The organism is Aquimarina acroporae (genome assembly GCF_023195925.1).
Lineage (GTDB): Bacteria > Bacteroidota > Bacteroidia > Flavobacteriales > Flavobacteriaceae > Aquimarina > Aquimarina acroporae.
This window is the reverse complement of the sequence record NZ_JALPRE010000003.1, coordinates 425104-449022: the sequence shown is the minus strand read 5'-3', so window position 1 is coordinate 449022 and position 23919 is coordinate 425104. Positions and strand designations below refer to the sequence as shown.

The 23919-nt window shown below is 34.7% G+C and carries 16 protein-coding genes and 1 tRNA gene; 8 read left to right on the top strand and 9 right to left on the bottom strand.

Features of this window, described 5'->3' with window-relative positions:
- Window positions 1-212 precede the first annotated feature (212 nt).
- From M0D21_RS06490 to galE, 6 genes are all read left to right on the top strand, one after another.
- Complete coding sequence (locus M0D21_RS06490; RefSeq protein ID WP_248327639.1) at window positions 213-3284, top strand: SusC/RagA family TonB-linked outer membrane protein; 3072 nt, start codon at window positions 213-215, stop codon at window positions 3282-3284.
- A gap of 39 nt (window positions 3285-3323) precedes the next feature.
- Window positions 3324-4901, top strand: coding sequence for a RagB/SusD family nutrient uptake outer membrane protein (locus M0D21_RS06485; protein WP_248327638.1), 1578 nt, complete (start codon window positions 3324-3326; stop codon window positions 4899-4901).
- Between the two features lie 113 nt (window positions 4902-5014).
- Window positions 5015-8371, top strand: coding sequence for a CRTAC1 family protein (locus tag M0D21_RS06480; protein ID WP_248327637.1), 3357 nt, complete (start codon window positions 5015-5017; stop codon window positions 8369-8371).
- A gap of 34 nt (window positions 8372-8405) precedes the next feature.
- Window positions 8406-10172 (top strand): glycoside hydrolase family 36 protein, encoded by a 1767-nt coding sequence (locus M0D21_RS06475; protein WP_248327636.1) that lies wholly within the window; start codon window positions 8406-8408, stop codon window positions 10170-10172.
- 2 nt (window positions 10173-10174) lie between these two features.
- Window positions 10175-11743, top strand: a complete 1569-nt coding sequence (locus M0D21_RS06470; protein ID WP_248327635.1) for a sodium:solute symporter — start codon at window positions 10175-10177, stop codon at window positions 11741-11743.
- A 108-nt stretch (window positions 11744-11851) separates the two neighbouring features.
- A complete protein-coding gene (gene galE / locus M0D21_RS06465; protein WP_248327634.1) occupies window positions 11852-12871 on the top strand; it encodes a UDP-glucose 4-epimerase GalE in 1020 nt (339 codons plus the stop codon).
- 75 nt (window positions 12872-12946) lie between these two features.
- On the opposite strand, the gene M0D21_RS06460 is transcribed toward galE, so the two are convergent.
- From M0D21_RS06460 to M0D21_RS06425, 8 genes are all read right to left on the bottom strand, one after another.
- Window positions 12947-15067, bottom strand: coding sequence for a peptidylprolyl isomerase (locus tag M0D21_RS06460; RefSeq protein ID WP_248327633.1), 2121 nt, complete (start codon window positions 15065-15067; stop codon window positions 12947-12949).
- Between the two features lie 141 nt (window positions 15068-15208).
- The gene (locus M0D21_RS06455) at window positions 15209-15901 is read right to left on the bottom strand and encodes a lysoplasmalogenase (protein ID WP_248327632.1); all 693 of its coding nucleotides are present in this window, start codon (window positions 15899-15901) and stop codon (window positions 15209-15211) included.
- A gap of 18 nt (window positions 15902-15919) precedes the next feature.
- Window positions 15920-17188, bottom strand: a complete 1269-nt coding sequence (locus tag M0D21_RS06450) for a hemolysin family protein (protein WP_248327631.1) — start codon at window positions 17186-17188, stop codon at window positions 15920-15922.
- Window positions 17189-17191: 3 nt separating this feature from the next.
- A complete protein-coding gene (locus M0D21_RS06445; RefSeq protein WP_248327630.1) occupies window positions 17192-17383 on the bottom strand; it encodes a hypothetical protein in 192 nt (63 codons plus the stop codon).
- 42 nt (window positions 17384-17425) lie between these two features.
- Window positions 17426-17983, bottom strand: coding sequence for an LPS export ABC transporter periplasmic protein LptC (gene lptC, locus M0D21_RS06440; RefSeq protein WP_248327629.1), 558 nt, complete (start codon window positions 17981-17983; stop codon window positions 17426-17428).
- Entirely contained in the window at window positions 17983-19356 is a 1374-nt protein-coding gene (locus M0D21_RS06435) for a hypothetical protein (RefSeq protein ID WP_248327628.1), read from the bottom strand. Before M0D21_RS06435 ends, lptC begins: the two co-directional genes overlap by 1 nt.
- A gap of 16 nt (window positions 19357-19372) precedes the next feature.
- The gene (locus M0D21_RS06430) at window positions 19373-20617 is read right to left on the bottom strand and encodes a hypothetical protein (RefSeq protein ID WP_248327627.1); all 1245 of its coding nucleotides are present in this window, start codon (window positions 20615-20617) and stop codon (window positions 19373-19375) included.
- Window positions 20614-21345: a type III pantothenate kinase gene (locus M0D21_RS06425; RefSeq protein WP_248327626.1), complete on the bottom strand. Its 732-nt coding sequence runs from the start codon at window positions 21343-21345 to the stop codon at window positions 20614-20616. Before M0D21_RS06425 ends, M0D21_RS06430 begins: the two co-directional genes overlap by 4 nt.
- A gap of 98 nt (window positions 21346-21443) precedes the next feature.
- Between M0D21_RS06425 and M0D21_RS06420 the strand changes: the two genes are divergently transcribed.
- Window positions 21444-21516: transfer RNA gene (locus M0D21_RS06420), tRNA-Phe, on the top strand.
- Window positions 21517-21585: 69 nt separating this feature from the next.
- Here the strand turns inward: M0D21_RS06420 and M0D21_RS06415 are convergent.
- On the bottom strand, window positions 21586-21762 hold the full coding sequence (locus M0D21_RS06415; protein ID WP_248327625.1) for a hexameric tyrosine-coordinated heme protein: 177 nt from the start codon (window positions 21760-21762) through the stop codon (window positions 21586-21588).
- Between the two features lie 195 nt (window positions 21763-21957).
- Between M0D21_RS06415 and M0D21_RS06410 the strand changes: the two genes are divergently transcribed.
- Window positions 21958-23919 carry a TraM recognition domain-containing protein gene (locus M0D21_RS06410; protein ID WP_248327624.1) on the top strand — a complete coding sequence of 654 codons (1962 nt, stop codon included), beginning with the start codon at window positions 21958-21960 and terminating at the stop codon, window positions 23917-23919.

The window sequence follows — 23919 nt, the reverse complement described above, 5'->3', positions numbered from 1 at the left end:
TTAACCTTACTAGAAGGTAATTTACACATATAACATCCATATGTAATAATATCATTTTTTTAACATTAAAATGATAATATCCTAATTTTTAGTACCTAAATTTTAATATTTAAGAAAAAAAATTATACATTTGCTTAGTAGCATAGTGTATCATAGCACAATTAATGATCACTTGCGAGTATTCTAAAATTTCACCTATAAACACAAATCATATGAATCGAAAAACATTCTCCGGCTTTCTGATGTTTTTGTTCGGTTTTATCACTACCATTGTTTCTGCACAACAAACTGTGACAGGAACAGTCACCGAACCTCTGGGCCCGCTTCCTGGAGTAAACATCATTGTAAAAGGCACTCAAAACGGAACTACAACCGATTTTGATGGTAGATATTCATTATCAAACGTATCGGAAGATGCAGTCTTGATCTTTAGTTATCTAGGCTTCATTACCCAAGAGGTTGCTGTGGCTGGAAAGACCATTATTGACGTTATTCTACAAGAAGATGCTGCAGCACTCGATGAAATTGTAGTAGTAGGATATGGCACACAATCTAAACGAGAAATCACTGGAGCTATCTCACAAATTAAATCAGAAGATATTGCGCAGGTTGTGGTTGCTAACCCCACGGCTGCCCTACAAGGCAAACTTGCTGGAGTACAGGTAGAAAGTGCAGGTGGAGCACCTGGAAGCCCCACCAATGTATTTGTTAGAGGAGTAAGTTCTCTTACCAATTCTTTTCCGTTATATGTAGTAGACGGAACGGTGGTAGACGATATTGTATTTCTTAACCCCAAAGACATTGTAGATCTACAAGTCTTGAAAGATGCTACTTCTGCAGCTATATATGGATCTAGAGCAGCAAATGGAGTTATTATTATCACGACAAATAGAGGTAAAAAAGATACATCTCCTACTGTGAATATTGATATTAGAGGAGGAATAAATACTCAAGCCAAAGAACTAGATTTACTTAATGGCCCTGAGTATATTCAATTTTTAAATCAACGAAGAATTAATGATGGTCTAGCGGGTAACATTCCTGATCCGGGAATCAATACCGACTTTCAAGATTTAACTATAAACTCAGGCTCAATTCAGGATTATGGTTTTAATATTTCTGGTGGAAATGAAAAATCATCTTATTTCTTTTCTTCAAATTACTATTATGAAGAAGGTCTTCTAATTAGTGAAGATTTTCAGCGTATAAACGCCCGTTTAAACAGCCAGTTTGAGATAGGTAAAGTAAAAATTCAAGAATCATTTGCTTTTGCTGAAAACTCTTTCACTCAAAACCTCGCTTTTGGTAATCAAGGACCAACATTACCCATCTTAAATGCTACAAATCCAAATAATGAAGGTGGATTTGAAGCTGTAGATGGTAATCTATATCCAGGTGTTGGAGGTACAAATAAGTATGCTCAGGCACTTCTATTAGACGACGATAATACTGAACGTAATTTGTTAGGAAATATCAATATTGAATATGAAATAACAGAAGGATTGAAAGCAAGACTAAACCTTGGTATTGATTACAAAAACATTTACAGAAACTCTTTTCTGCCTACCTTCTTTCAAAGTAATACCGATGCAAGTAACAATTTAAATGATGCCAATGATTTAACAGAAGTGCGAGGAGAAATTTTATCTACCAACGTAGAACCTACTCTTAATTACAAAAATACATTTGGAAATCATGGTATAGATATTTTGGTTGGTGGTGCTCGACAGGAAGTTGACAACAATACGCTAGCCGTTTATGCTCAAGGATTGCCAAGTAACGACATTAGAAATATTGGCAATTTTACCGATCAGGTTGAAAATACTGGAGGTGGTAAATTTATATCCCGCTTGTTCTCATACTATGCAAGATTAAATTATAAATTTAATGATAAATACTTATTTACTGGAATCATACGCCGAGATGCCACCTCCAGGTTTTCTTCTAATAACGATCTTAATGAAGGTATATTCCCTTCATTTTCTCTGGGTTGGGTTGTAAGTGAAGAAAAATTCTGGCCACAAGATGGAATTATAAACACATTAAAACTTAGAGGAGGATACGGAGAGTTAGGGTCTCAAAATATTGGAGACTACGTTTTTCAATCTGTACTTAATCCATCGTCAAATGTAGCCTTTGCAAACAACCCAAACCAGGGATTTGCGATTACCTCCTTAGTAAATGAGGAAATTAGCTTTGAAACATCGACTACCACCAATTTTGGTGCAGATATTACGTTATTTGACCGGTCCCTTAGAGTAAGTTTAGACTACTTTAACAGAGATAATGATGATGTTCTCTTAGCATTAGACATTCCCTCTACTACCGGATCTTCAAATCCCGTAATTCAGAATGCTGCTTCAATCAACAATAAAGGTTTTGAATTTGAAGCCAATTATAGTTATGATAAAGGAAGTGATTTCAAATTTAATGTAGGTGTTAATTTTGCAGCTATAGAAAACGAGCTTACATCGGCAGCTAACCCGATTCTAGGTCCTGTAATCAATGAGGAGCAAACAAGGGTAAATAAATATGAAGAAGGACAACCGCTTGGGTTTTTCTTTGGATTTCAAACCGACGGTATTTACAATAGTCAGGAAGAAATCGACAATGACCCTTTTCTTGCCAATGACCCAGATCGAAGAAACCTTTTACAACCAGGAGATTTCAGAAGAGTCGACACTAATGGAGACGGCAGAATTGATGAGTCTGATCGGGTAAATCTTGGAGATCCTACTCCAGATTTCACATACGGTATCAATTTTACCGGATCCTATAAAAAGTTGGATTTTGGGTTGTTTTTTAACGGTGTGCAAGGAAACGAAATTTATAATGTAACAAGGTTCTTTGGTGTTTTCTTTGCCGATGATAACAAATTTGGCTTGGTAAGAGATGCATTTACTCCTGCTAATCCTAACACAAATATTCCAAGGGTAACCAATCTAGACCCCGCAGGTAATCAATTACCTTCAGATTTCTTTGTAGAAGACGGGTCATTCTTTAGGCTTAAGACTTTAGAAATTGGGTATGACTTAACTGATATTATAGGATCAGAATGGGTTAAAAAAGGTAGAGTTTTCTTTAATATGCAAAACGTATTTGTAATTACTAATTATTCAGGATATGATCCAGAAGTGGGTTCAACTTCTGGAGCACAAGCAGATGCAGATACCGGATTCTTTGGTTTTAGAGGAGTAACCAATCCTATTTTTGGTAGAGGTCTTGATGTTCGTGCACAACCCAGACCAAGAACATTTATCATGGGATTACAACTCTCGTTTTAACACAAAAATCACTTCAAAAATTACTTAAAGACATATGTCATGAAACTGAAAAACAAACTATTTCTCATTTCCATCTTAACTACACTCCTAGTGGTTGTTAATGGTTGTAATGAAGATCAATTAGAATTATCGAACCCAAATACGGTTGCAGAACCCGATTTTTTCCAGACTGAAGCCGACTTCAGACTTGCAGTAAATGGAATGTTTCACCCAGTAACCGCTGTACTCTTCTGGGGACGAGTTGTACATACCGGAGCATTACTAAGATCTGACGCCTATAATATTGTTCCATTTCAGCAAAATACAACCATGTCGACCCTAGAAGGACAACCTGGAATAGCCCGTTGGTCTTCAGATATGTTTCCACAGTTGTATCAAACTATTTTTAGAGCAAATACAATATTAGAAAAGATCAATGAAGAAAATGTTCCTGATGAAAATGCAAGAAACGAAATTATTGGGCAGGCTTATTTTATGAGAGCCTTTGCCAACTGGTATTTGGTAAATCTTTGGGGAAATGTTCCGTTAGTGTTAAAAACCCCAACTACAAATGAAGAGCTATTTCCTTCTGCAGCAACACCTGCCGCGATTAATCAAGCTATAATCGACGATCTTACCGAGGCAGCAAATCGATTACCTGACTCCTGGGCAGACGAAGATAAAGGTAGACCCACAGCAGGATCTGCACTAGCACTACGAGGTAAAACTCACTTATACATCAAAGACTACCCAAGTGCTGTTACCGATTTTCAAGCTGTGGTTAACAACTTTGGTTATCAACTATTATCTGCCGCCAATTATGAGCAAAATTTTACAGAGGAAAATGAAAATAATGTAGAATCGGTTTTTGAACTCCAGTTTTTAGGACAAGCAAATTTTATCTGGGGGACCGATATACCTGGGACAGGAACCCAAGGACATTACTTCATAGACTATTCTCCACCAAATTTAAGTCCTGACAATGGTCACTTTATAAATCCTCATATTCTTCAGGTTTTTGAAGACAATGCAGATGAAGTAAGAAGAAATGCTACTATAGCATTTGATTACCCCGGTGCTTTAGGATATGGTGGTGTTCCATTTACTGAAGATTTTGCAGACGATATTGCTGAAGCTGCGCAATTAGGAATCCCGGCTTTGTTTACCAAAAAATATGCAGGATTTGAGCAAGGGACACGGGAAGAAATTCCTGTACTAGGAAATACTATAGGAAATAACTGGAGAATTATTAGATATGCAGATGTTTTATTAATGCTTGCCGAGGCTCTTAATGAGGATAATCGAACACCAGAAGCTATTCCTTTTATAAATCAGGTAAGAGAACGAGCTCAGATAGCTCCACTAGCCCTATCTCTTTCTAAAACTGAAGTTACACAGGCCATTATTGATGAACGCGTTATGGAATTAACAGGAGAAGGACACCGTTTCTTTGATTTGGTAAGATGGGAACTGGCAGATGATATTCTTGGCCCAGGTTCTACAGTAGCTGGAGGAAGACACCCTAAATCTCTTGCTGGGCCTTCTGCCGTTTTCACGGTAGGTCAAGATGAGCTACTTTGGATCCCGGTGCCTGAGTTGCAAGCCAACCCCAACCTAAGACCAAATCCAGGATATTAAGATGGCTAAATAAAAATAGTTTTGATTGTTTGTAATTGTTTCCAATCACAACCACCAGGTAAGTACCACATATTTAACTTACCTGGTGGAAATATTAATACACTATATTATTCTTGAAAAAATCGGTATACTATATAGTCCTTATAATATTGCTTTCGAATTGCAAAAAGGAAAGTAACCCAAATCTGTTATTTTCTTTCGTTCCTTCTTCGGAATCAAACATCACATTTGAAAATACCATTACAGAAAACTCCGAAATTAATGTTATTGATTTTCAGTATTGTTATAATGGAGGCGGTGTAGGTGTAGGAGATTTTAATAATGACAATCTACCAGACCTTGTCTTTACAGGAAATCAGGTAGCAAGTAAAATTTACTTGAATTTAGGAGATATGAAATTTCAAGATATTTCTGAAACTTCTAACTTTAAAACATACGGATGGGTAACCGGAGTAAGTATAGTAGACATAAATGCTGATGGATTTGATGACATATACCTCAATGTAGGAGGGCCAAAATGTAATAACGATTGCAAAAACCTACTTTTTATCAATAGAGGTTTGAAAGAAAACAAAATTCCTTATTTCACCGAAGAAGCTTCTATGTATGGCTTAGATGATGGTAATTACAGTCAGCAAACAGCTTTTTTCGATTATGACCTAGACGGAGACCTTGATGCCTATATTGTACACAATGGAAACACTAATAGAGACAGGAATATCCCTTTGCCTAAAAAATACTTCCCAAAACACCTAGGCGATTATCTTTTGGAAAACAAAACAAAACAAAATTCTGACCAAGTTCATTTTACTAAAGTGTCTGACAGCCTAGGAATTACACACAAAGGTTTTGGCCTCGGTATTACCGTAAACGATCTTAATAATGATCATTTCCCAGACATATACATCAGCAATGATTTTATCACAAATGACCTTATTTATTTAAACCAAGGCCTGAATGAGAATGGCAATACCAAGGGGTATAAAGAGGTTAATCAGCAAATTTTATCCAAACAAACATATAATGCGATGGGTGTTGATATTGCCGATATTAACAACGACCAGTTTCCTGATATCGTAGTCTTAGATATGCTCCCAAAAAACTACGAGCGACAAAAGAAAATGCTTGGATTTAACAACTATGACAAATTTTTACTCTCACAAAAAAACGGATATACCCCGCAATATGTCCATAACACCCTACAAATTCATAATGGCATTCTAGATAATGAGATACTTCCTTCTTCAGAAATTAGTCATGCAGCTGGTATATCAAGCACCGATTGGAGTTGGGCACCACTTATTGCAGATTTTGACAACGATGGAAACAAAGATATTTTCATTACCAATGGGTATGTAAAAGATATTACTGATTTAGATTTTATCAATTATTCAGATCAAAATAACCTTTTCGGAACACCATCTTCCAGAAAAGAAAAACTCAAACATTTTGTAGATCAATTACCAGGTATTCATATCCCGAATGTACTGTATAGAAACAAAGGTGATCAAACCTTTGAAGATATATCTAATGAGTGGATGAAAGATAAAAACTCTTTCTCCAATGGAGCATCCTATGCAGACTTAGACATGGATGGAGACCTAGACTTAATTGTTAGCAATATAAATGCTCCAGCCTACATCTTAAAAAATAATACTTCGGAAAAAGAAAAAAACTTTCTCAGGGTCAAACTACAGGGAAAAGAAAAAAACAAAAAGGGAATAGGAGCAAAAGTTACCCTTTGGTGCAATAATACTATTCAAACACAATATAATGCTGTTATTAAGGGATATTTATCATCGGTAGAACCTATTTTACATTTTGGGTTGCCATCAAAACAAATAGATTCTATTCAAGTAGTGTGGCCAGACAAATCTGTGACTATAAAAAAAGATATTGTTGCCAATCAGCTAATCACTATATCACATGATATTTCAGAATCAGGAGAGGTTTTAAAATCTCAGGAAAAACTCTTTAAAAAAGATCTTCTTACCCTACCCTATGCTCACAAAGAAAATAGGCAGAACGACTATAGATACCAACCCTTAATTCCTCATCAGTTTAATGCTAATGGCCCGTGTATTATTGCAAACAACATCAACGACAAGCCGGGCGAAGAAATTTTCATTGGAGGAAGTAAAGGAACGCCCGGAATTCTCTATGCCGAAGATAATTCTGGAACTTACCAACCTATTCAGGAGTTTGATACCGAATATGAAGATACCGCAACTCTTTTTATTGATATAGATAATGATGGAGACCAGGATTTATATGTTGGCAGTGGTGGCACAGACTCTAACAATTACCCAAGCTTGCTTAAAGATCGAATTTACATAAATAATGGACATGGAACTTTTGATCCAACACCTCAAAAAACCCAATTTTATACAAACACCTCTTGTTTGGCAAAAAACGATATTGATCAAGATGGAGATCAGGATATTTTTGTGGGTGGTGGTATACTACCGGGAAAATACCCTCTATCATCGGCCAGCTTTATCTTAAAGAACGAACAAGGGAAATTTACGATTAATGAAAACTTAAAATTTCCCCATAGAGGAATTATTACAGATGCGGTGTGGGCAAATATTAATCAAGAAAACACCAAAGAACTTATTGTTGCAGGGCATTGGATGCCCATTACTATTTACACTATCGAAAAAAATAAAGTAAAAGAAATTCCTGTGAAATGGAAAACCAAACAAGGAAAACATATAGATATGTCTGGTTGGTGGAATACGGTTACTACTGCTGACTTTGATAACGACGGTGACATTGACCTTATCGCTGGAAATCAAGGAACCAATGGTTTTATTAAACCATCCTTCAACAAACCGATTTATGTATACAAAGAAGACCTGGACAAAAACGGGAGCATTGATCCTGTCTTAGCCCAATATTTCGAAACCGAAAAAGGAGTCTCTTTAAAACCCATACACACTAGAGACGACATCATGAAACAGCTGGTATTTTTAAAAAAGGAATATGGCACATATCAGGAGTTTGCCAACGCTTCTTTTCAAGAACTATTACGTATTACAGATTTAGGCTCCCAAACACTAAAAGCTCATCTTTTTGATTCTGTATATGCAGAAAACATAGGCAATAATACATTCGTTATTCATCCTTTACCTAGCATCTGCCAGTTATCCCCTATTAATGATTTCTTAATTCAAGATTTTGACCAAGATGGATTCAAAGATGTACTTGTAGTGGGGAACAATTATTCTGCAGAAGCTAATTATGGCAGACATGATGCAATAATTGGAATCTATTTAAAAGGATCTCAAAAAGGTTTTATTCCTATCAAAAACATGGATACGGGTTTTGTAGTACCTAAACAATCAAATCACATCATCTCTATAAAAAATAGAAATAAAGAACAACGCATACTAGCAACTCAAAACAATGATAGCATATGTGTTTTCAAAGTTAAGAACAAACTAAACGAAGCCTTGGTAGATCATTAGCAGTACTCAAGGTCAAAAGAATACAATAGAATACATGAAGGATATTATTACCAATAATATTGAGGTTTTAGGAAAAAGCGATGACTTTGACGTTTCGGTTTCTCTACAATCAGAATCTAACAACTTACAGATTTATGATGTTCATTTTTCATCAGATTCTTATTTTTCCCCACACCCAATTACGTTGCGATGGAAGATTCCGGCAATTAATGTAAAAGGAGTATGGAAACCTACCACCGATTTTTCAAAAAGAATTATGGATGATTGGGAATTAGATCATATGGAATCAAGAATTTCTGTAGATTCTCCCGTTATTTCTATATTTGGTCATAACGACGATAATGTTTTGACTTTCGCATGCTCTGACCCTATAAACACCACAGAACTTAATGCTCTATATAGAGAGGAAGACAATTGTATTTATTGTCATATTTCCTTTTTTACAGAACGACATCATAACATAAATTCATACAAGACACAGTTACGAATTGATCGAAGCAAAAATCACTTTTCAGAGTCACTGTCTGAAGTAGCAAGTTGGTGGAGTAATTTCGACTACCTTATTCCTATCGAGACACCAGATTTAGCCAAAACGCCTGTATATTCTACTTGGTATCAATTTCATCAGAAGCTTAAACCAGAAGAATTGCTCCTAGAATGTAAAATCGCTTCTAGTCTTGGTTATGAATTAATTATTCTTGATGATGGATGGCAAACCATAGATGAAAACAGAGGCTATGATTACACTGGAGATTGGCAACCAGAACGCATTCCAAATATGAGAAGATTTGTAGAGCAAGTTCATAACACAGGAATGAAATTGGCACTCTGGTATTCTGTCCCCTTTTGCGGTAAAAAATCCAGCGCTTATCAAAAATTCAAAGGTAAATTTTTAACTGAAGAACATCGTTGGGCACCTGTCTTTGACCCAAGATATCCCGAGGTAAGAAATCATCTCATTAACATATATATAAACGCCTTAAAGGATTGGGGTATTGACGGGTTTAAGCTTGATTTTATTGATGAATTTAAGGCATATCCTGAAACTGTACTTACCAAAGAAGATGGTAGAGATTTTTCATCGGTGAATCTAGCTGTAGATCGTTTGATGACCGATATTATTAATTCCCTACATGCTATAAAACCAGATATAGTTATAGAATTTAGACAGAAGTATACCGGCCCAGCTATGCGAAAATATGGGAATATGTTCAGAGCTTTTGATTGTCCGGGAGATTCTGTAATGAATAGGGTACGTATTGCAGATCTTAAAATGTTATCTGGAACAACAGCAGTTCATAGTGATATGTTCACTTATCACAAAGAAGAACCTCTCGAAATAAAAGCGTTACAATTGGTGAATACGTTATTTGGCGTTCCTCAATTATCCATTTTTCTTAATGAGGCTTCTGAGAACGAATTATCTATGATCAATTTTTACACAAGGTACTGGAACACAAATAAAGACATATTGTTAAGTGGAAAATTCATACCTCAAAAACCCCTAGCCAATTATCCAATATTAAAATCTTATACCGATAGTAAAACTATTATTGGAGTATTTGACAACTATATTATTGATTTTAAGGAAAAAACAGAACAAGTGGATATTATTAACGGGCAACTTGAAGAAAAGATAACATTAAGTAGTTCTGATAACTATGGAGGTTACCACTGCTTTATATACAACAGTGAAGGAGAAAAAATAAAAGAATATGATATTATGATTTTGATTGGTGCCATTCAGATAAAAGTACCTCCATGCGGGTTAGTACAATTAAAAAAAAATAACAATATTTGAGTATGGGACACGAAATTAGCACTATCGACATTGCCGTTATAGCATTTTACTTTATTGCTGTTATGTGTATTGGGTTATATGTAGCAAGAGGAACCAAAACAGGGGAAGATTTATTTTTAGGAGGTAGATCTTTTGGTTGGGGATTAATTGGATTGTCTCTATTTGCTTCCAATATATCAACATCTACTATTATTGGTTTGTCTGGAGCAGCTTACAGTTCTGGAATTGTTCAATCTGTATATGAATGGATGACCGGAATTCCATTAATTATTGCAGCATTATTCTTTATTCCTCTATACCTTAAATCAAAAATAACTACAATACCCGAATTTCTAGAACTTCGATTCGATCGAAGATCAAGAACCTTTTTTTCTGCGGTTACCATTTTCACCAGTATTGTTGTAGATACAGCAGGAGGATTATATGCTGGTGCAATTGTTTTACAGGCATTTTTTCCTAATCTTGTCATCTGGCAAACATGTTTAGTGTTAGCCGTTTTTGCCGGTTTATACACCGCTTTTGGAGGTTTAAAAGCTGTTGTTTACACTGATGCAATACAAGCAATCATACTAATTTTAGGTTGTTCTATCCTTAGCTATATGTTATTTGAAAAACTTGATTTTTCTTGGGAGAATGTACTTGCCGCTGCACCAGAAGGACATTTATCTATCATTAGACCTGTAGACGATGAATCTTTACCTTGGCCAGGATTAATAATGGCAGTTCCTATTCTTGGATTTTGGTACTGGACTACGAATCAATACATCGTACAAAGAGTTTTAGGAGCAAAAAATATTCAAAACGCCAGATGGGGTGTAATCTTAGCTAGTTTTCTCAAAATAATACCTCTATTCATTATGGTTATTCCAGGGACTATGGCTATAGGACTTTTTCCAGGTTTAGAAAATCCGGATCAAGTTTTTCCTACCACGGTTATTAATGTTTTACCTGTAGGTTTAATTGGGCTTGTACTTGCTGGGTTAATTTCAGCAATAATGTCGAGTGTAGATTCTACTCTCAACTCAGCATCTACCTTGGTGGTTATTGACTTTATAAAAGCAAAAAAAACAAATATAACCGAAAAAGAGATTGTAAAATACGGAAGAATTACCACGGTAATTTTAATGATCATTGCTGCTGTTTGGGCTCCACTCATAGTTAATTTTGGTGGAATATGGGTATACCTCCAGCAAATGTTCTCGATCATTGTCCCTCCAATAGCAGTACTCTTTTTGGTCGGGATATTCTATAAACGAGGAAATGCTTCAGGGGCTTTTTGGACATTAATTTTGGGAACTCTCGGTGGTGCTCTCTTATTTATTCTGGGACAGTTTGATCTTTGGCCACTACATTACACTTATAATGTTGGCATCATGGTAGTAATAAGCACTATCCTGTTCGTGGCTATAAGTCAATTTGCACCAGCGCCAAATACAGATCAGATTAAACACTATATTTTCAGAAAAGAGTTAATTGAAAATGGAGAAAAAATGCCTTGGTATAAAGATTATAGAATACAGATTGTAGTACTTGCGATTACCATATTTATTCTATTAATTAAATTTTGGTAAAGGATCATATTCTCTTGATTAAATAACTTTCTAGTTCTATATCAAATGTATACTTTTGTTATTCACTATTTTTAAGGGTTTATTTACTCAAAATCAGAAAACAAAACAATGAAAATACTTGTAACAGGAGGTTTAGGATTTATCGGTTCACATACCGTAGTAGAATTACAAAATGAGGGGTTTGAGGTAGTTATTATAGATAATTGTTCTAACTCTTCTCCTGAAGTGCTTCAGGGTATCACCAAAATAACAGGAAAAGAACCCATATTTGAGCAATTCGATTTGAGAGAAAAAAGCAAGGTGCAGGATTTTTTCAAAAAACACCAAGATATTAGTGGAGTAATTCATTTTGCGGCTTCGAAAGCTGTTGGCGAAAGTGTAGAAAATCCATTATTGTATTATGAAAACAACCTCTCTACTCTTATATATCTATTGCAGGAACTATCTGGCAAAACATCTGCTAATTTTATATTCAGCTCTTCCTGTACAGTTTATGGTCAGGCTGATGAGCTTCCAATAACTGAAAACGCCCCTGTTAAGGTTGCGGAATCTCCTTATGGTAACACCAAACAAATTGGAGAAGAAATCATTAGAGATACTTGTAACGTATCAAAAAACCTTAATGCTATTTCTTTAAGATATTTTAATCCTATTGGTGCACATCCATCTGCTGAAATTGGGGAATTACCAATAGGGGTTCCTCAAAATCTGGTACCCTATATCACTCAAACAGCAATTGGATTACGAGAACAACTGTCTGTCTTTGGTGATGACTACCCAACTTCTGATGGAACATGTATAAGGGATTATATTCACGTTGTAGACCTTGCAAAAGCCCATGTGGTTGCTCTACAAAGACTCATCAGCTCAAACAACACCAATACTAATTATGAGGTATTTAATGTTGGAACGGGAACAGGGAGTACAGTTTTGGAAGTGATACAATCTTTTGAAAAGGTCTCTAACCAAAAATTAAATTATAAGATTGTAGGACGAAGAGAAGGTGATGTAACCGCTGCATTTGCAAATACCCAAAAAGCCAACGAAGAACTAGGTTGGAAAGCCAAAAGCACATTGGATGATTCTCTAGGTTCTGCCTGGAAATGGGAACAAAAGGTAAGAAGTTAACTTTTTCTCAATAAAGACAATAAAAAAACCTGAAACATAATGCTTCAGGTTTTTTTATTTTATAATTGAAAATTACTAATAAAAATTAGCTCTGTTATCTTCTATTTCTGCTGCTTCTTTTAAAGCATCAAACACCTTAGTGTTTACCAACCCTGCTTGAGATTTTGAAGCTTGGGAAGCATAACTAATATATGTATCTAATCCTGCAGCTGGAGTCTTTTTTGTTACTTCAATAACATAAACACCGTTATTACCAACTATAGGGCTTGAAACACCTCCTATTTCTTTAGCAAAGGCAGTACCAACAACTTTTGGCTCTGTTCCTGCACCACTAATTGTAGGTGTTTTCATATTTAAAGCAGATGCAGTCTTTACAGTTTGACCAGCACCACTAGCAATAGCATCAAGAGAACTCCCTGTAATTTTACCTTTAAGCATATCAGCTTTTTTCTCTTTTACCAATATAGGTTTAACCGTTGATGAAGCTTCTGATGCACTCATGATTCCTTTAACCTCTTTTGCTGTTAACTGTACTACAGCATATCCATTAGGAATATCAAAGCGTTTGATATCTCCAACTTTAGAATCTTCATTAAATGCCCACTGCACAATTGCTCTTTTAGCTCCTAAACCGGGGATATTCTCATCTAGTTCTTTTATTTTGTTAACTGGACGAACTGCAAGGTTATTTTCTTTTGAAACTTCCTCAAAATCTTTATCCTTAGCAGCTATCTGAAATTTAGTTGTTTCAGCAAAAATAGCATTGATTGTTTTATCACTAGGCTCTATTTTTTGTGCCACAGTAGCAACTTTAATCGCTTTTTGTTCATTTTTTTGTTCATCAATTCGAATAACATGATATCCGAACTGAGTCTCAACTACACCTAAATCTCCTGTTTTATTCTCAAAACAGTAATCGTTAAATGCTGGTACCATTGTTCCTGGTACAAAATATCCTAAATCTCCGCCTTTATCTTTATTCGAGTTATCTGCCGAAAACTTTGCAGCCAATTCAGTAAATTTTTCGGTATTACCTTTTACAGCATCAACTATACTATCTGCCAATGTTTTTGCTTCTTCCTTGGTTCTGCTCACATCTACAGCTGTACGAAGACCATTCCATGCCACAAGAATATGACTTGCTTTTACAGAGTCTGGTATTTGTTTTTGAGCTATTACTTTAGATACTTTAAAATACTCTCCATCTTTATAGGGACCAAAAACTCCACCAATAGGTAAATTATAAATAGTATCTGCCGCCACAGAAGGTAAGTCCTTCTTGAATTTGAAACGATCATCATATTTCAACACAGAATTCTGATTGATATATTCTTCAACATCTTCAACATTTGCAAATCCAGGAACAGAATCTGTAGTTTTTGTATTCTGATTAAACTCTACCCTATCGTTTAACAATGCAGCCACATCTTTTTCTACTTCATCCTCATCCTCTTTACTAGGCTTTTCTTCAAAAATTACATAACTAATGCTTCTAGAAGCTTCAGATTTGAATTGATCTTTATGCTTATCTATATAAGACTGAATTTCTGCATCTGATACTGTAACCTCACTATCCTGAATAGTAGAAAAAGGCAATTGCACATATTTAATATCTACATTATCATTTTCCATTTTATAAGCAAGTTCACCTTCTTTAAGTGTAGAACCTACACCAGCTTTTATCATATTAAGATATGTCTCTTCTCTTGCTGAACCGCTTATTGACGATTCATAATTTAGCCATTGTCTATAAGCATCAGGACTCGTTGCTTTTATATTAGCAACATATTCTTGCATCTTCGCTTTATCAAAAATCCCTGCTTCGTTCTGAAATGTAGGGTTGTTTGCTAATGATTCTGCTAACAATTCATTTACTTGATCTTCTCCTACCTGGATTCCTAATTCATCAAACTGCTCTTCAAAAACTACCTGACGCACCTCCTGATTCCAAACATAATTTACAGCCTGAATACTAGAAGAACCTCCTCCAAAGTTTCTAGAAGCCTCTTCCACTTTTCTAGCAAAATCGGTTCTATCAATATCCTTCCCATTTATTGTAGCAATGGTGTTTTCAGCTTTTTGAGACATTGCTCCTCCATTACGAAATAAATCTGCTAGCACGAAAGAAAAAAGGGCCAGCGCAATGATCACAATCAAAAACACTGAACGTTGTCTGATTTTATTTAAAACTGCCATGGTTTGTTATAATTTATTCAAATATAGTGGGCGAAAATACCATTTTATTGTAATAATACCAATTAAAACTCCTAAAGACTTAAGAAGTTTTTTTACTTCCAGTTTTTCCTTTGGAATCCTATAGTTTTCCCGCTTTGTTTTTTAAGAATTCGCAGGACCTTTTTCTTCCAAAATTCCAATAAATATCAACAATTGAGCTACTGCATATGTGCTCATTACTAATACATTATTATAGGGTAACGTTTTGTAAAACATATCTATTGCCAATAAACTATCTGACAACATAAAAAACAATGCTCCAGCTAATACTAAAACATAACTTTGACCCGAAACTTTTCTAGATCTAAAATAAGCTGTGTTTGACATGAAGAGAATGACTATCATATATATAGCTACCGGAATTAACATGCTTCCTAGCTTTTCATAAAGCAATGCGAATAGCAACACTCCATATATTAAAGTGAGCATAGGAAACAACCGCTTATTACCTTGTTGGCTTCTGTTTTTCAAAAAAATAAGTATGTATACGAGATGTGCGATAAGAAACATCGTTAACCCCAGCATAAAAAATACATTAGAATTTTGAGTAAATAACAGAAACACATCTCCCAATAGAGAAAACACCAAAGCCAAAAAAACCATTATAAAAAGAGGCTTTCTTATATTATTTCTTTGTGTTACTAGAAAGAGGATAAGAGATACCAAAATTGCTGGCTTAGTAAACAATCTATATTCATGCAAAATTGTATAAGTACCGCAAATAAGATCTGCCAGGACTATGAGAAAGAAAACACCTACAAAACGTATTCTTTTCTTATGCCAATTCAAATTCATAACACATTAAATACACCCTTAATCTTCTTGAATCACAATCAGTTCAACCAACTCTATCTTAGTATTAGAGGTTTCTATAACATTAATTTTGAAGGAGTTTATTTTTACCTGATCACCTTGTTCGGGAATTTCTTCGGTATGATTTACGATCATTCCTCCTAAGGTCTCATAATTTTCTCCTTCAGGGAGATTAAGTTTATAGGTTTCATTGATGTAGTCTACCTCCATCCTGGCAGAAAATCGGTACGCATTTTCGGTTAATTGCTCTTCTACTAATTCTAAAGAATCATGCTCGTCTTCAATTTCACCAAATAACTCTTCTACAATATCCTCAACTGTAATAATACCACTGGTTCCGCCATATTCATCAATAACCACAGCAATACTTTTACGAGTTTTGGTTAACTGATTCAAAACATCTTTAACAAACATGGTTTCTGGCACAAAAATAACGGGCAGTAAAATAGACCTTAAAGATTTTGGCTTTTTGAATAACTCAAAAGAATGAACGTATCCTATGATATCATCTATAGTACCATTAAAAACGAGGATCTTGGACAACCCGGTATCAATAAATAATTTACTTACCTCTGCAATAGATTGCGATTTCTCAACAGCTACAATCTCGGTTCTAGGAATCATTACCTCCCTAGATTTTACATCAGAAAAATCTAAGGCATTTTGAAAAATTTGAATTTCGCTATCAATTTCATCATGCTCTTCTACCGTTTCCATTTGTTCTGTAATATAATCCCCCAATTCTGTTTTACTAAATGCAAGTTGAACCTGATCTCCATCAGTTTTAAAGAATTTTTTAAGTACTACATCAGAAACCCATATGACAAAGGAGGAAATAGGAGAAAAAATAATGTAAAAAACATACGCAGGAAATGAAAATGCCTTAAGGAGATTATTTGAATAAATTTGAAAAAAAACTTTTGGCAAAAACTCTGCTGTAATTAATATCACCAATGTCGAAATTGATGTCTGTAATAGCAAACTAATACTACCTGCAATATTGGGATAATAAGCTTCTATGAACCTCATGAGTACTTCCCCCATGTAAATACCATAAATCACCAACGCGATGTTATTCCCCACTAACATGGTGGCTATAAACTTAGAAGGCTTCCGTGTTAACTTCCTAAGGATATTAGAAACAAAACCTGTTTGTTTCTTTTCTATTTCAATATGAATTTTGTTTGAAGAGACATAGGCAATTTCCATTCCTGAAAAAAAAGCCGAAAGAAGAAGTGAAATAACAATAACAACTATTTCGTATTCCATGAATTAGTTTTTGTCATTAGCATCGAAACGTTTTCTAAAATTTCTCTTGAAGAAAAACATAAAAGCCGCCATTATAGCAAAAAACAAATATAACATGCTCCGGCTATTCTCTTCGCCCCAATCATTATAGGCTTCATAAGCAAAGAAACACATAATTGCCAGATAAGCATATTCAAAAAACCTAAATACTTTCACGTGTATAAATTTATTAATGTTTACGTTAATATTGGTAACGAATTACTCGTCGATAAACATTACACCATCATTAATTCTTGAATTCAAGATAGTGAAATCCTGATTAGCATCAAAACCATCGGCTTCATTAATTGTGCCGTCGGGAAGGTAACTTTTATATGGTTGATCTGTAAAAATCCAGCTAATATTTTGATCCCAATAGAGTTGTTGAGCTTTTAGATGAGTACTATCTGCAGTTTTTATATCGACATTTCCTCTCATATCTATAAGACCCGTTTGCTGATATGAAATTGCATAGTCTGAAGTAATCACACTCACTTTTCCATCTTTATCAATTACATCTAACACAATACCCTCTGGAAACTCATAGTAACCAAATGGTTTATTGGTAAAATTAAGGATTTTTGAGGTTTTCAATACGGCACTTAACCTACCTGAATCTGTATATTTTAGATTTACATTGAAAGCCTCTGCAATTGGAGCTTCATCGGCAACCAAAAAACCTTGGCTGCTCGAAGTTTTAGATTGACATGAAAAAAACAATGTCACAGCAAAAGCTGTGACAAAGTTTACTATGATATAATATTTCTTTTTTTGCATTATAGCTTAGGAACTCTAACTGTTTCTCCTATCCAACATCCTATTTTTACAGAGCTTACTCCAGGGTTATTAAAGATATCGGTCTTAGAAGGAGCCAAACCTCTGTAACTTGCTGCAGTTTTGCTAGCAGTACTTTTCAAACTTGGATCAACTTTTCCAGCTCTAGCCGCATAATTTGCTGCTAACCAGTATACAGCTTGTTTGTTGAACTTTGTATCCCCACATGCATTTGCACTTGCAGCAACCATTTTAGAGATTCTCAAGTAACAAATACCCATAGAAGGTTTTTGTTGTAAAGCCTTTCTATAGTAGGTTCTTGCTTTTCCTTTACTTCCTAAATTCTTGTTATACACCTCAGCAATTTTAAAGTTCACCTTGGCTTTATCACTAGCTTTGGTTTCTAATTGTTCAGATTGCTTAAAGTACTCTAGAGCCTTAGAATATTTTTTATCTTTTAATGCCAATAAACCTAAGTAATATGCCGATTTTGCAGAAGGTTCGGCTTTATGTAAAGCCTCTACCAACTTAAAGAATAATGGATCTTCTGTACAATCTTTTGCAGACATTCTTCCTGCCGCACCTTTTAACCAATTAATATCGGTTTTCTTAGCCTCAAATTGACCTGTATATAAAGGTATTAGATTCTTACAATCTGCCAAATCTCCAATTTTTTGATTTACTCCAGCTTTTACCTTACTATAATTTGATAAGATAATAGTAGATCTCTTAAGTGTTTTCTTCTCTTTACTAGATAGTGCTGTTCCAGATTCTTCTTTATCGGTAATTGTAGCTATAGTCTTTGCCTTATCACTTTCTTCATCTTCTATCTTTTCGATAACACCATCGTATAGATCAAAAACCTCTTGTAATTCTTTTTTACCTTCTCCATGAAGATCTACTAATAGAGAAAAGTATGTATAAACATTTTTAGGGTTATCTACATTTTTCTTATCCTCTGTCCATGCTTTATGCAATTCTGCAAATTGATCTTCTTTTGATCCTATTTTATTGTCATACATCAATTGCCCTATAGTAGAGTGCATATCCCCTATTTTGGTTTTCGCAGGAAAATACTGAAATCTCTCTTTAAGTAATTGAATCATCTCCTTTGCAATTGCCACTTTATCACCAGCAGCAGCTTTTTTAAGTTTAGCTTTAAGCAACTTTTCTCCAAACTGGTATGTAGCAACACTATATGTTGGGCATTCTTTTCTTACTTTCCATAAAGGCTCCTCTGCTGCCGCATAATTCTTCACTTTAGCATGTTCATAAGCAATAGAAGCTGTAGTAGCACAATCGGTAGCTTGAGCACTTACCTTAGCAGTACTTAAAACCAACCCTGTTGCTAATACAAATAAAACTTTAGTATTCATAGCTGTATTCATTGTGTTAATTAAATTTTATTTTTCTAAACCATTTATCATTTAATGATAAACTCAAGGACACATTAAAAAACTCTTCTTTAACCAATCCAAAACTTGTTGTTCCTCGTTGGCCATACTCAAAACCAATATTAGCATTTGAGAACAATCTACCAACTGGTAGTCCTACTCCAAAAGATATGCCAAACTCATCTATTGAGTTGCCATTAATATTTAATCCGGTCTCCTCGTATCTGAATCCTGCACGGTAAACAACTCTACTAAAATAAGATGTTAACGAGTTGTACTTAGGCAAATAATACCCACCTAATTTAAATTTTGAAGCACTTTTACTTTCTACATTATCTTGAACAAATAATGCATTCATGTTATCTCCCGAATCCATATATACATATTCTGCCCCAACAAACCATTTTTTAGGTTTTCCGATACCACTACCAAATTTTACCTCGGCAGGAAGATCTATCTCCCTGTCTTCTAATTCGGTTTCTTGTCTTTCTGCAACAAGTTCTTGACCATTGTTTCCTAATACAATAGTGGCTAGTTCTCTTGAACCTTCTGCGGTCAATCCAAAAGATGGAGTAGAAACCACAGATGCATGTAATTCTAAATCTTCTGTGATCATCTTCTTATAGTTTACCCCTAAAGACACACTAAATGAAGAAAGATTTGAACTTGTTATTTCTCTGGTATCAAACTGTACTCCTGTCCTTCTTAGAATCGACTTATTTTCAATATTTCCAAAGTTATAATTAAAATCTAAACCAACACTTAGATTCTTGTTAACTTTGAACCCGGCAGCTAAAAAAACCTTATTTAATCCTCCAGTTCCGGTAAATTGTCTTTCGGTATCATCGTCTTCTACCGAATTTAAGCGATACCCAACAGAAGTAATAGGTATTACCCCAAATCCGAATCCAAACTTACCAGCTGGAATACCAACTGCTAAATAATCTAATGAAGCAATATCCCCCGAGGACGATTCTGTTTCATTACTAATATTAAAATTACTGTATGAAGTTCCTACAGTATACGCTGTAAGTTGTAATTCTCCAAACGAAGACGGGTTTTGAAGATTTAAATGAATACTATCTGTTAAAATACTCAAACCTCCCATCGATCTATTTTCTACCGTCCCTTTGAACTTCTGAATTCCTATTCCATAAAAAGAATAAGGGGATGAAGTTCCTTCTTGAGCATTAGAAATTATGGCTGTAAAAGCCAATATGACTACTAAAATCTTCTTTATCATCTACTATTATTAAAAGCTAAAATGTAGTTTAATCCCTCCAATAAAAAATTGGAAGTGGCAAATATGCTATTTTTTAATCTTTTAGACAAAAAATGTGCATCTCCTCCGGTTAAAATAACTGTTAAATGGGGGTAAATGTTGCAATATTCTTCAATTACGCCCTCTATTTCGTATAAAATTCCTTGCACAACTCCCGAATGAATAGCTTCATTAGTAGTATTACCGATATGATTTTCAGGTATCTTAGGCTCTAACAGGGGTAATTTTGCAGTGTAATTATTTAAACTATGATAACGTAATCGAATACCAGGAGCAATTGCGCCTCCCAAATACTCTTCCTTATGATTTTTAAACTCGTAGGTAATACAGGTTCCTGCATCTATCACCAATACATCTTTTTGAGGGAATTGATGAACGGCTGCTGCCACCAGAGCCAATCTATCAATCCCTAACGTGTGGGGAGTTTTATATAAATTTTTAAAAGGCATTTCTAAATGATGATCTACCACAACAGTTTTAAAACTTTTTTTTAAATGTATTATGGCATCTTCATTTAAGTTCCCGACAGAGGAAATTATAGCGTTGTTTATTGCCGAGAAATTTTTACCAACAGCATCAATCTCTTGGATAAAACTTTGTGCGTCAGTGTTTTTTTTATAAATGATCTTTGATTGATCAAAGACCCCTATCTTTATAAAAGTATTCCCTACATCTATTACAAGATTCATCTTTAAAATGGTATGCAACAAAAATACAAAATGAAATTTTTAAATTTTTCTTTTGACTATTAAAAAAAGCGTTCTATATTTGCATCCGCTTACAGCGAGGTGCCTTAGCTCAGTTGGTAGAGCAAAGGACTGAAAATCCTTGTGTCCCTGGTTCGATTCCTGGAGGCACCACCTTAAAAAGCCCGAACAAAATTGTTCGGGCTTTTGCTTTTTTAAACATTAAAGATCAATTAACTACAACTATCTCCAATATTGATTTGCTTCAGAAATTTTCAGAAAATTTATAGCTATAACCTGAGAAACCAATGTTAGACCAGAAGCATTGTTTGCATAATCTTTTCGCAGTTTCTTTAAAACTTCAATATCTGGCTGTGTAGATTTTAGCCCTTTTCTATAAAGTACTGAACTAAAAATCACTACTACTTTAAATCGATTTTTTACCAAAAGTCATTTAAATAAGGTTACGTTTTCCCCATACAAAAACTAATATGTTTTATCAAAGTCTACACTTATTACGTAGATCGTGCACTTATTACTTTTCACCTTCAGAACCCCTATTTAGCTTCTAATTTTACATCATAAAACAAAACAAAGGAGTAAATATTGTAAGCAATGAAAGACGGCAAATTATCAATAGACTTTATCATCATTTTTGCATTTATCATATGTCTGGCAGCTCTAAGTATGGATATTTATAGCTCCTACCTAGAATACTTTACGCAAAAGGGATTAGCCAATGTTTATTTAAACAACATATTAATCAAAGTCTACAGTAATGCACCTGTTTTTCAGTATTCTATTTTTACGAGGTTCATTTGTATTTTATTATTTGCTTTTGCTTCATTAGGGTTTCATGTAAAAAAGAAACCCGAAGGCAACAATCAAATTAAATACTATGTTACCGGGTCTGTTATCGGTATTTTGGGATTTATTTTTATAGCTGCAATACCAACTCCTTTATTTCTAAATATAGGCTTTACTATATTTTCATTTATTGGATTCATTTGGGGGTTTATCAATTTTAGAAGACACTTTGATTTTTATAGCCAGAAAGATGAATTCAATGAAAATAACCTGATTTTCAAACAAGAAAAAGGAGTAAAAGAAAACCCCTATTCGGTTAATTTCAAAACAGATAATGGATTGATTAATGTGGTAAACCCCTTTAGAGCCACTATGGTCTTAGGTACTCCCGGATCAGGAAAATCGTATTCGGTAATCGAAGAATACATACGACAGCATATCCAGAAAAAATTTACGATGCTGGTGTATGATTACAAATTCCCTTCTTTAGCAAAAGAGACCTATGCGTTTATGCAATATTATAAAGACAATTATGATATTGAGCCAAGTTTTAGTGTAATCTCCTTGGATGACATCCAGCGTTCTAACTTCGTAAACCCAATAAGCCCAGATCTAATAGGCAAAGCGGCAGATGCTATAGAAGCAGCACAAACTGTACTTTATAATCTTAATAAAGAATGGATCACACAAAAAGATTTCTTTGCTCAGTCTGCGATCTCATATTTTGCCTCTTGTATTTACTTCCTAAAAATATATGAAGACGGGAAATATTGTACGTTACCTCATGCAATTGCTCTGGCTTCGTGCCCAGATGAAAAAGTCTTCAAGATATTTTGCGATTATAAGGAGCTCAAATTTTTTATGACACCATTTGCCGACGCACTTGAAAAAGAAGCTTTTGAGCAGTTATCAGGACAAACGGCATCTGCAAGAATACCGCTATCTCAATTAGCAACAAAAGAGCTATTCTGGGTAATGGGGAATAACGTTTACCCCGAAATGAATATTCCTTTGGAAATAAATAACCCTAAAGAGCCTTCGATAATGATATTGGCCAATTCGCCAGCGACACAAACTACAAATTCACCAGCTCTTGGGTTAATTGCAACCCAGGTACTAAAAAAGATAAATCAGAAAAACAAACAACCATGCTCTGTTATCATTGATGAGTTACCAACGATGTACTTTATGGGATTAGACAACTTAATCGCAACAGCAAGGTCTAACAAAATCTCTACAACCATAGGAATGCAGGACCTGGAACAACTTAAGAGAGATTATGGGGATAAAATTGCAGAGACCATCTTCAATATTGTGGGGAACATTTTTAGTGGGTCTGTACGAAGCGATACAGCTACCAAACTACAGGAGATTTTTGGTAAGAAAAAACAAAAAATGAAAAGCGTATCTGTAGACACCAGTGCTACCTCATACAGCATAAGTGAAAACCTAGAATATGTAATGCCAGTGGCTACTATTTCTCAATTATCACAAGGAGAATTTGTAGGTATTGTTGCCGACAATTTTGGTGAAGAAATCAATAGAAAAATATTCCGTGGTAAAATAAAAATTGATAAAAGAGTAGATCAAATCCCAACCGCTATCCCTAAAGCACTCGAAGAAGAAGATGATGTAGAAAGCCTTGTTAACGGTAATTTCAACAGAATTGTAGAAGAAATAGATATTCTAATTGCCAGTGAGCTTTACAGAATAGAAGTCGAAAATGAAAAGGAGAGCAACCCTATTTCCGAAGAAATTATAAGCAAATAA